Below are 10575 nucleotides of genomic sequence, written 5' to 3'. Positions count from 1 at the left end.
CACCGGGCGCCCAGCGCACGCGCGTCGGCGTCGAGCAGGTAGCGCTCCCAGAACCGGTCCTCGGCGTCGAACACCTCGAGTCGATCGATTGTCAGTGCTTCGAACCGCCCGGCCGGGGCGAACGGCGCGCGAAGCTCCTTCTCACTGCGGCCGAGCACCGGGATGGTCATCCGAGTGACCTCGTCGCGGCTCAGCAAGCCGTCGCGAACCAGTTCGTGGAGCGCCGCGACGATGGCGTCCAGCACGGGCTGGTAGCCGGACCGGCCCTGCGCGTCGACGGCCGCGGTCAACACCAGCAGTTTGCCGCCCGGGGCCAGTTCCCGGCCGCGGAAGGCCAGGAAGTCGTGCCAGTCCTGAGCGGCTCGGCGGGTGTACTCCTGCCGGGCGCCGGCGTCGTCGCTGTGGTCGACATGGACGTGATCATCGAATTCGGGCAGTTCTTCGGCGGGTCGGCGCAGCCACATCGTCGCCCACGAAGTCCAGCCCAGGTTGACGCTCTGCGACGGCAGGATCTGGGCGTAGAACGACCGGCCTATCGCCGAGGGGAAGCTTGCCGCGTCCTTGCGGGTGTAACTGTCCGGATCGTCGGCAAGCGTGCTGAACAGCGCGGTGAAGTCGTTGTCGGGCAGGTCGGTGTGTGCCACCAGCACGGCGTGGTCGGGCCGGGTGCGCCGCCGGAACGCCGCGATGGCGGCACCGATCGGCAGCAGTGAGTTGTAGCCGGTCGCCGCGCCGTAGTCGGCGACCACGATCGGCCGCGGCGCGCGCGGTAGCGGGACCGTGGCCGCCAGCTGTTCGAACACGGCGGTGGCATGGGCCAGGCCGGCTGCCTGCAATCGTCTCGAGGGGGTGCCGGCAGCCGCCGGGCGGACGACGATGCTCGACTCCCGCATGTGCACCTCCCACCGTTGCGGGCGTTCGCGGACACCACCTCCGACGGTAGCGGGTGTGCCGCCGGTGATCACCGTGGCAGACTGCCCAGGTGAGCGGCGCGCGGGCGACCCGACGGGTTCCGGTCGTGGTCTCGGCGGTCCTGATGGCCATCGGCGCCATCGGGTTCGTGGTTGCGCTGACGCTCAACGTTTTCGTGCTGGATCGCTACAACGCCTACGGCGAGGTGCCGATCCCCGGGACGGGCACCGTCCACCTTCCGGCCGGCGAGGTGACGGTGAGCCTGCACACCCGGGTCATCTCCAGTCCCAGCGGCGGCGGCCTGCCGGTGCCGCCGTTGAGCCTGGGCGTGGTGGCACCGGCCGGGGCGGCCGATCCGGAGTTCACCGAGAGCGTCGGGATCACGACGACGGTCAACAACGACTCCCGGCGGCGGTTGTGGCGGGTGCAGGTGGCGGCGCCCGGCGACTACCAGATCACCACGGACGGCGACGTCGGCGGCTTCATCGCGCCGCGGCTGGCCTTCGGCAGGTCCGGCGCTTACGGTTCGCTTCCGTGGGTGTTCGCGGCGGTGTTCGGGCTGGGCACGGTGGGGCTGATTGGAGCACGATTCTGGCAGGTCCGCGACCGTAGCCGGCCGACGGTGGGCGCGGCGCTGGACCCCGACGGCGAGGGCATCCGTATCGAACAGCTCAAAACGATTACGGCACTGCGTGATTGTGGCGCGTTGACGGCGGCCGAGTTCGAGGCCGAGAAGCGGCGAATCCTCGACGAACGCTGACGCTGCCGCTTCCTCTTCACCGTTCCTCGCGGTGCATCGTCAGTGGCTGGGTTGGTTGGGCCGCTTCCTCTTCACCGCTCGTTCCTCGCGGTGCATCGTCAGTGGCTGTGCTGGTTGGGCCGCTTCCTCCTCACCGCTCGTTCCTCGCGGTGCATCGTCAGTGGCCGCGGGCCACCCATTCGTCGTAGTTGACCAGTTCGTCGCCGATGCGGGTGTTGTCGCCGTGGCCGGTGTAGACGACGGTGTCGGCCGGCAGACTGCCGAGCTGCTCGGAGATCGACGCCAGGATCGTCGGGAAATCCGAGAACGAGCGTCCCGTTGCCCCCGGCCCGCCGCAGAACAGCGTGTCGCCGCTGAATACCGCGCCCAGTTCGGGCGCGTACCAGCACACCGATCCCGGCGAATGGCCCGGGGTGTGCAGGGCCCGGAGCTCGGTGCCGGCCACCCGCAGCGTCTGGTCGTCCGATAGCGGCCGAAAGTCCTCGTCCGGATGCGTCATCTGCCACAGCATCTCGTCTGAGGGGTGCAGCAGCACCGGGGCGTCGAACGTTTCGCCGAGTTCCGGCGCCACGGTGATGTGGTCGTTGTGGCCGTGCGTGCACACCACCGCGACCACCTTGCGGCCGCCGACGGCCTCGATGATCGGCGCGGCGGTGTGGGCGGCGTCGAAGACCACCACCTCCGAGTCGTCGCCGACGATCCAGATGTTGTTGTCGACGTCCCAACTGCCGCCGTCGAGCTCGAACGTGCCGCTGGTGATGACACGCTGGATGGCGGGGCCGCTCACAACATCACCACCGAGCGCAACACCTTACCTTCGTGCATCTTTTCGAAGGCCTCCTCGATGTCGTCGAGTCCGATGCGTTCGGAGACGAACTTCTCCAGCGGCAGCCGGCCCTGCAGGTAGAGGCTGATCAGCGTGGGGAAGTCGCGCTCGGGCAGGCAGTCGCCGTACCAGGACGACTTCAGCGACCCGCCGTGGGAGAAGAAGTCGATCAACGGCATGTCCAGCCGCATGTCGGGGGTCGGAACTCCCACCAACACAACGGTTCCCGCCAGATCGCGGGCGTAGAACGCCTGCTTCCAGGTCTCTGGGCGTCCGACGGCGTCGATCACCACGTCAGCGCCGAAGCCGTCGGTGAGCTCCTGGATGATCTCTACCGGGTCCTGGGTGCGGGCGTTGATGGTGTCGGTCGCGCCGAAGCCGCGGGCCCAGTCCAGTTTGGTGTCGTCGGTGTCCACGGCGATGATCCGGCGGGCGCCGACCAGGGCCGCACCGGCGATCGCGGCGTCGCCTACGCCGCCGCAGCCGATCACCGCCACGGTGTCGTCGCGGGTGACGCCGCCGGTGTTGATCGCCGCACCCACACCGGCCATCACCCCGCAGCCCAACAGTCCGGCCACCGCGGGGTCGGCGGCCGGGTCGACCAAGGTGGCCTGGCCCTCGTGGACCAGTGTCTTGTCGGCGAACGCCCCGATGCCCAGCGCCGGGGTGAGCTCGGTGCCGTCGGCCAACGTCATCGGCTTCGAGGCATTGAAGGTGTCGAAGCACAAGTGCGGGCGACCGCGCTTGCAGGCCCGGCACTGTCCGCACACCGCACGCCAGTTCAGAATCACGAAATCGCCGGGCGCCACGGCGGTCACCGCCGACCCGACCGCCTCGACGGTGCCGGCGGCCTCGTGGCCCAGCAGGAACGGGTAGCTGTCGTTGATGCCGCCGTCGCGGTAGGTCAGGTCGGTGTGGCACACCCCGCAGGCGGTGATGGCGACGACGACGTCGTTGGCGCCCGGGTCGGGGATGACGATGTCGGTCACTTCGACCGGTTTGCCCTTTTCGCGGGAGATCACGCCGCGCACTGTCTGACTCATGATCCCAACCTTATGTTGCGGTTGGCGCGCCCGCCGCCGGCACCGTGGCCTGCGCGGTGACGGCCGGGGTGCGGGTGTCGGGGCGCAGGAAGCTTCCGGTGCGCTGCGTGCCGAGCACGCCGGTGGGTTGCCCGTCGAGGACCACCGCGCGGCCCGAGATGAAAACGGCGGTGACCGCCTCGTCGTTGCGGTTGACCATGCGCGACATACCGCCATAGGCGGCGAAGGTCTCCTCGACATAGGCATCCAGCGTGTCGTCGAGGTGGGCGGGGTCGATCACCACGACGTCGGCGCGATCACCCACTCGCAGGTGGCCGGCGTCGATGCGGTACCAGTCGGCCAGTTCACCGGTCAGCCGGTGCACCGCCTGCTCGATCGACAGGAACGGGTGCCCGGCCTGCTGGGCGTCGAGGACGTGGCGCAGCATCCGCAGGCCCATGTTGTAGAACGCCATGTTGCGCAGGTGCGCGCCGGCGTCGGAGAAGCCCATCTGGACGCCCGGCTCGCGGGCGATCTTGCGGAGCATGTCGGGCCGGTGGTTGGAGATGGTGGTGTGCCAGCGCAGCGCGGTCCCGTGTTCTAGCACCAGGTCGAGAAAGGCGTCGACGGGATGCACCCCGCCGCGGTCCACCCCGACCTGACCGAAGGACTTCCCGATCACCGACGCGTCGGGGCACTCGACGATCTCGGCGTCGAAGAAATCGCGATGCCAGACCCGGGGGCCGTACTTGTTCTGGTAGTCCTTGCGGAAGCGCCGCCGGTAGCCCTCGTCGCGCATCAGCTCGTCGCGTTCGACCGACTCGCGCAGGTGCAGCGCCTCGGCGCCGGAGCCGAACTCCTCGAAGATCACCAGATCGATGCCGTCGGCGTAGACCTCGAACGGCACCGGCAGGTGCTGCCAGCGGAAATCGGCGCCCAGCTTGTTCAGCATGCGCGAGGCCTTGATCATCGCCGGAACCGCAAGCGGGTTGCTCTTGACGTCGGCGGCGGCCAGCAGGCTGGTCTTGAGTGGCCGGCGGAAAATCCCCAGTGCCTGCGCCAGTTGCGACACCACGTCCAGCGGGTTCTTGACGTCCGGGCCGGCCTGCAGAATCCGTCCGCTGCGGCGCAGCTTGGACTTCAGCCGGCGCAGTTCCTTGGGCTTGGCATACGTCGACGGCAGGGTGCGTGACCGACAGACATCCCCGTCCATCTTGTCGAAAAGCAGCTGCTGGGAAGACATCCCGACGAACCCGGCCTGCAGTGCCTCGTCGAGCATCTGCTCCATGCGGGCCTGCTCGGCCGCGGTGGGCCGAACGTCGGCGCGGGTGGCGCGATCCAGCCCCATGGTCGCCGCGCGCATATCGGAATGCCCGATGAATGCCGTCACGTTCGGGCCGAGCGGCAGCCGCTCCAGGCCGGCGATGTAGTCCGCACAACTTGACCAGTCCTTGTGCTTGTCGATGGTGTCGACGACGTACTGGCGCGGGATCGCCTCCACCCGGCCGAACAGGTCGCCGGCGTCCTGGCCGTCGACGTGGATCGTCGACAACGAACACGATCCGACCAGCACCGTGGTGACACCGTGCCGGACCGACTCCGACAGCGACGGCGCGACCAGCACCTCGACGTCGTAGTGGGTGTGGATGTCGAGCAGTCCTGGCAGCACCCATTTGCCGGCGGCGTCGATCACCTGGCCGCAGCCGGCTTCGTCGAGCGGTTCGGCCGAGATCGCGGCGACATGACCGTCGCGGATACCGACGTTGCGGATCGCCGACGGCGCGCCGGTGCCGTCGAACCACCGGCCGCCACGAATTACGGTGTCAAAGCTCACGGGACGTTCCTTCCGGTCGATGCCTGATTCAGCATGGCCTGCCCCGCAGCGGAAGTCTTGACATCTGCGGACATTTCTTTGATATTTGCGGACATGTCGGTGGTGCGCGGCACCGCGTTGTCCGGTTACCCGGAGTTGGTCGCCGAACTCGGCGGCGATCCGGCGGCGTTACTGGCGGCGGCCGGGGTGCCGTCTGGGGCGGCCGGGACGCACGAGGTGTTCGTGCCGTACCGCGCGGTGATCCTGGCCGTCGAGAATGCCGCGAATGCAGTCGATTGCCCGGATTTCGGGCGACGGCTGGCACTGCGCCAGGACATCGACATCTTCGGGCCGCTGGGCGTGGCAGCGCGCACCGCGGCCACCGTCGGCGGCGGCTTCTCGATCGTGGAGCGGTTCATGTCCGCCTACAGCCCGGCGATCTCGGCTCGCGTCACCCCGGGGGCGAAGAGCAGCGAGTCGTTCTATGCCTTCGACGTCCTGCTCGAGCGCTCGCCGCCGCACCCGCAGACCACCGAGCTGTCGCTCGGGGTGTCGCTGGGCATCATGCGGATGATGTTCGACAGCCCGTACGCGCCGCTGTCGGTGCATCTTCCGCATGAACCCTTGACCCCGGTGCGTGACTACCTGGCTTACTTCGGCTGCCGACCCTACTTCGCGCAGCCGGTCGCGGGGTTCACCTTCCGTACCGCCGACCTGAACCGCCCGCTGCACCGTGACGACCAGGCGCATCAGGCCATGGTGCATTACCTGCGCGCTATGACCGACGAGTCGCCCGGCATCGCCGCGTCGGTGCGCGTCATGGCCCGCCAGCTGTTGCCCACCGGGACGGTGAGCCTGGAGCTGATCGCCGACGAGCTCGGCCTGCACCCCAAGGCGCTGCACCGGCGGCTGGCCGCCGAGCAGACCACGTTCGCCGCCCTGGTCGACGGTGTCCGCCGAGACGCCGCAGACCGGTATCTGCGCGAGACCGACATCAGCCTGTCGCACCTGGCCCGCGAACTCGGGTACGCCGAGCAGAGCGTGCTCAGCCGGTCCTGCCGTCGCTGGTTCGGGTGCACCGCGAGCAGTTACCGCAAGGCGGTTCGAGGCTAGGCTGGCGGCCGATGCCTGAAGCCCTCGCTGCCCTCGGTGACTGGCCCGTCGACAACGTCGCGGCCGCGGTCATTGGCCCGCAGGGCGTGCTGGCCGACCGCGGCGATACCACGCGGCCGTTCTATCTGGCGTCGGTGACCAAGCCCTTGGTGGCACGCGCGGTGCAGGTTGCGGTCGAGGAGGGCGCCGTGGAGTTGGACACTCCGGCCGGGCCGCCCGGCGCCACGGTGCGACATCTGCTTGCGCATGCCTCCGGGCTCTCGTTGGACTCCGACCGGGTGCTGGCCAAGCCGGGCACCCGGCGGGTGTATTCCAATCACGGCTTTGCGGTGCTGGCCGAGGCGGTGCAGCAGGCGTCCGGGATCGAATTCGGCCGGTATTTGACCGAGGCGGTGTTCGAACCGCTGGGCATGTCGGCCAGCCGGCTGGACGGCGGCTCCGCGGCAGCCGGATATGGGGTCACCTCGACGGTGGCCGACCTGGCTGCCTTCGCCGGCGACCTGCTGGCACCGGTGACGGTGTCGCCGCAGTTGCACGCTGAGGCCATCACCGTGCAGTTCCCCGGACTGGACGGCGTGCTGCCCGGCTACGGACGGCAGCGGCCGAACGACTGGGGGCTCGGCTTCGAGATCCGCGACGGCAAGTCGCCGCACTGGACCGGCTCGGCCAACTCGGTGCGCACCTACGGTCATTTCGGCCAGTCAGGCACGCTGATCTGGGCTGATCCGGTGATCGAGCGGGTGTTGGTGGTGCTCACCGACCGCAACTTCGGCGACTGGGCGATGCCGCTGTGGCCGGAGCTGGCCGACGCGGTCGTGTCGGAGTTCGGCGGGGACTAGCCAACAGGCGTCTCACGAGGCACAATAGACACATACGACTCTAATTAAACAGCAGCATCAGCCCTGTTCCACACGGTTCCGCCAGGTCGTTGGGGAAGACGTCCCTCGTGGATCCGAAGGAGCAACTGATGCGCGCGACGAATCAATTCGCCGACGTGACCAGCGGCGTGGTGTACATCCACGCGTCGCCCGCGGCGGTGTGCCCGCATGTCGAGTGGGCGCTGACCTCGACGTTGAACGCGCAGGCCAAGCTCAACTGGACACCACAGCCGGCCATGCCCGGGCAACTGCGTGCGGTGGTCAACTGGGTCGGTCCGGTCGGGACCGGTGCTCGCCTGGCCAGCGCGCTGCGCTCCTGGTCAGTATTGCGATTCGAGGTCACCGAAGATCCCAGCGCCGGCGTCGACGGGCACCGGTTCAGCCACACCCCTCAATTGGGGCTGTGGAGTGGATCGATGAGCGCCAACGGTGACGTGATGGTCGGCGAGAACCGCCTGCGCACCATGATGGCGGCCGGCGCCGACGCGTTGGCCGCCGAGTTGGAGACGGTGCTGGGCACCGCCTGGGACGAGGCTCTGGAGCCCTTCCGCGACGGCGGCGACGGCGCGGAGGTGTCCTGGCTCAGCCGTGGCGTGGGCTGATTTCTTCGGCGCGAGCAGACATGAAAGCCCCCATTTTGGCCGGAAACTAGGGGCTTTCGCTGGGGGCACCTCCCGCTTGCGGGGGACTGCTCGGCGTCACTCGGGGCGCAGGATCTGCAGCGCGCCCGGCACCGCCGTCACCGTCACCGGCAGCGGGGCGACGAAGTCTCCGTCGGCGTAGGCGTTGATGCCCGGGCATTCCACCCGGATAGTGGCCGCCCGCCGGGTGCTCACCTCGTCGAGATCCACGTGGGTGCCCTTGAACACGGTGGGGAACAGCCGGATCAGCTTGGTGCGCGATCCCGAGTGCACCATCGTGACGTCGAGCAGGCCGTCGGCGTGGTCGGCGTGCGGGCAGATCAGCATGCCGCCGCCGTAGCTGCGGGTGTTGCCGAACGCCGCCAACGTCAGTTCGATGTCTATCGGCTCGTCGTCGTCGAAGGTCAGCCGGAACGGCAGCAGCCGCAGCTTGGACATCTCGGCCACCATGGCCAGGTTGTAGCGCATCCGCCCGTGCGGCCAGCGCATCCGGTTGACCCGATCGCTGACCAGTGAGTCGAAGCCGGCCGCCATCACGGTGCCGAACCACGACGGGGCGCCGCCGTCGGGAGTGATGCGGCCCAAATCGACCGTTTCGGTGAATCCGTCGACGACGACGTCGGCGGCCGCCTCGGGGTTCCCGGTGGGCAGACCGTATTCGCGGGCGTGATCGTTGCCGGTGCCGGCAGGGATGATTCCCAACGGCACGGCGCCGAGGGCCAGCGCCTGCAGCGCCAACGAGATGACCCCGTCGCCGCCGGCCACCACCACGGCGTCGGTGCCGGCGGCCAGCGCCTCGTCGAGCAGCTGCCGGGCGTGCCGGGGATCGGAGCCGACGATGTGGTTGATGTCCACGCCGCGCTGCTGGAAGCGGGCGAGGGCCCGCTCGGCCGCATGCCGGGCGTTGCCGTGCCCGGCCGCCGGATTGGTCAGCAGCGTGACCCGCCCGATCCGGGTCACGGGATCAGCTTGCCCGGGTTGAGGATTCCGGCCGGATCCAGTGTTGCCTTGACCGCCCGCAGCACCTGCACACCCAGCTCGCCCACCTCGTCGACCATCCAGCGCCGGTGGTCGGCGCCGACGGCGTGGTGGTGGGTGATGGTGCCACCGTTGCGCATGATCGCTTCGCTCGCAGCGGTTTTCGCCGCCAGCCACTGGTCGATCGGGTCGCCGCGCTGCCCGGCGACGACGGTGAAATACAGCGACGCGCCGGTGGGGTAGACGTGCGAGATGTGGCACAGCACCAGTGCCGGCGTGCCACTGTCGGCCAGTGCGGTGGTCAGCGCGTCGGTGACGGCGGCCTTGAGCGTGCCGAGGTTGGACCAGCTGGTGGCGGTCTCCAGCGTTTCGCACAGCGCTCCCGCCGCCAGCAGCGAATCCCGCAGGTACGGCGCGGAGAAGCGGCCGTGTTCCCAGGCCCGTGCCGGTCCCTCGCCCAGCGAGGTACCGCCGTGGCCGGCCAGCAGCGCCCGGGTTTCGGCATGCCGGCTCTCGGTGTGCTCGGCGGTGCCCTCGAACAGGGTGATCGCCAGGCAGCCGCCGGTGATCTGCTGCTCGCCGATCTGTTCGGTGCTGGCCAGGTTGACGCCGGTCTCAGCTTCGTCGGAGAGTCGGACGACGGTGGGGCCGGTGCCGGTCTGGGTGATCGCCCGCAGCGCGGCGGCGCCGGTGGCGAAGTCCGGGAACGACCACGCCTCATAGCGGGTGGTCGCCGGCACCGGGTGCACCCGCACCCGGACTCGGGTGATGACGCCGAAGACGCCCTCAGAACCGATCAGTAACTGACGTAGGTCCGGTCCGGCCGCCGACGCCGGGGCCCGCCCCAAATCCAGCACCCCGGCCGGGGTGATCATCCGCAGCCCCCGGACCATGTCGTCGAACCGCCCGTAGCCGGCCGAATCCTGGCCCGAGGACCGGGTGGCCGCAAAACCGCCGAGGGTGGCGAACTGGAAACTCTGCGGAAAGTGGCCGAGTGAGAAACCGCGCTCACCCAGCAGCCGTTCGGCCGCCGGCCCGGTGACCCCGGCGCCGAACTCCGCCTCGCCGGAGATCTCGTCGAGGCCGAGGAGTTCGTCGAAGCGCCGCAGGTCCAACGAGATGACGGCATTCAACGCGCCGGATTCACCGCGGATCGGGTCGAGCCCACCGACGACGCTGGTACCGCCGCCGAACGGGACCACCGCGATGGCATGCCGGCTGCAGTAGTCCAAGATCTCGGCGATCTGGTCTTCGCCGTCCGGGCCGCCGGGCAGCAGCACCGCGTCAGGCGCATCCTGGGTGCCGGGGCTGTTGCGTCGCAGCAGGTCCAGCGTCGACTTGCCCCCGGCACGCAACAGTCGCCCGCGCTGATCGACACGGCAGAATTCCTCGCCGACGATCGCCGCCAGCGCCCGGCGATCGGTGTCGGCCAGCGCCGATGGCCGCAGCGCCACCTGATCGGGATCGGCGGCTACGGCGCCGGTGCCCTCGATGCCCAGCGCGGCTTTCAACAGCTGGCGGATGCCGTCCGACAGTGGTTTGGCGGCGTCCGGGTCGCCCCAGGCGTTCCACTTCATCGGCGGAGTCAGGACATCCTGGGCGTCGGGCGGAGTCATGCGTTACAGTATTACA

General features: G+C 69.3%; 10 protein-coding genes. 4 read left to right on the top strand and 6 right to left on the bottom strand.

All coding sequences use genetic code 11. The features are described 5' to 3' along the window. Window positions 1-893: class I SAM-dependent methyltransferase (locus DQP56_RS11610; protein WP_112685551.1), on the bottom strand; the 893-nt coding region annotated here is incomplete at its 3' end. 143 nt (window positions 894-1036) lie between these two features. Between DQP56_RS11610 and DQP56_RS11605 the strand changes: the two genes are divergently transcribed. Then, window positions 1037-1672, top strand: a complete 636-nt coding sequence (locus DQP56_RS11605; protein ID WP_112685549.1) for an SHOCT domain-containing protein — start codon at window positions 1037-1039, stop codon at window positions 1670-1672. 157 nt (window positions 1673-1829) lie between these two features. Here DQP56_RS11605 and DQP56_RS11600 read toward each other — a convergent pair whose 3' ends face one another. The 3 genes from DQP56_RS11600 to DQP56_RS11590 are packed head-to-tail and all read right to left on the bottom strand — an operon-like array spanning window position 1830 to window position 5354. Next, entirely contained in the window at window positions 1830-2459 is a 630-nt protein-coding gene (locus DQP56_RS11600; RefSeq protein WP_112685541.1) for an MBL fold metallo-hydrolase, read from the bottom strand. Beyond that, window positions 2456-3541 (bottom strand): S-(hydroxymethyl)mycothiol dehydrogenase, encoded by a 1086-nt coding sequence (locus DQP56_RS11595; RefSeq protein WP_112685539.1) that lies wholly within the window; start codon window positions 3539-3541, stop codon window positions 2456-2458. The genes DQP56_RS11600 and DQP56_RS11595 overlap by 4 nt, the downstream gene beginning before the upstream one ends. Before the next feature lie 10 nt (window positions 3542-3551). Next, window positions 3552-5354: an N-acyl-D-amino-acid deacylase family protein gene (locus DQP56_RS11590; RefSeq protein WP_112685537.1), complete on the bottom strand. Its 1803-nt coding sequence runs from the start codon at window positions 5352-5354 to the stop codon at window positions 3552-3554. 93 nt (window positions 5355-5447) lie between these two features. Between DQP56_RS11590 and DQP56_RS11585 the strand changes: the two genes are divergently transcribed. The 3 genes from DQP56_RS11585 to DQP56_RS11575 all read left to right on the top strand — a co-directional run bounded on the left by DQP56_RS11585 (window position 5448) and on the right by DQP56_RS11575 (window position 7926). Then, complete coding sequence (locus DQP56_RS11585; protein ID WP_112685535.1) at window positions 5448-6446, top strand: AraC family transcriptional regulator; 999 nt, start codon at window positions 5448-5450, stop codon at window positions 6444-6446. Window positions 6447-6457: 11 nt separating this feature from the next. Further along, window positions 6458-7285 carry a serine hydrolase domain-containing protein gene (locus tag DQP56_RS11580; RefSeq protein WP_112685533.1) on the top strand — a complete coding sequence of 276 codons (828 nt, stop codon included), beginning with the start codon at window positions 6458-6460 and terminating at the stop codon, window positions 7283-7285. A 128-nt stretch (window positions 7286-7413) separates the two neighbouring features. Next, on the top strand, window positions 7414-7926 hold the full coding sequence (locus tag DQP56_RS11575) for a DUF3145 domain-containing protein (protein ID WP_112685545.1): 513 nt from the start codon (window positions 7414-7416) through the stop codon (window positions 7924-7926). 96 nt (window positions 7927-8022) lie between these two features. Here DQP56_RS11575 and DQP56_RS11570 read toward each other — a convergent pair whose 3' ends face one another. Beyond that, window positions 8023-8916, bottom strand: a complete 894-nt coding sequence (locus DQP56_RS11570) for a diacylglycerol kinase (protein WP_435673853.1) — start codon at window positions 8914-8916, stop codon at window positions 8023-8025. A gap of 5 nt (window positions 8917-8921) precedes the next feature. After that, a complete protein-coding gene (locus DQP56_RS11565; protein WP_112685547.1) occupies window positions 8922-10520 on the bottom strand; it encodes an FAD-binding oxidoreductase in 1599 nt (532 codons plus the stop codon). Window positions 10521-10575 lie beyond the last annotated feature (55 nt).

Source organism: Mycolicibacter senuensis (assembly GCF_003284925.1).
GTDB lineage: Bacteria > Actinomycetota > Actinomycetes > Mycobacteriales > Mycobacteriaceae > Mycobacterium > Mycobacterium algericum_A.
This window is presented reverse-complemented; position numbering and strand designations above follow the sequence as displayed.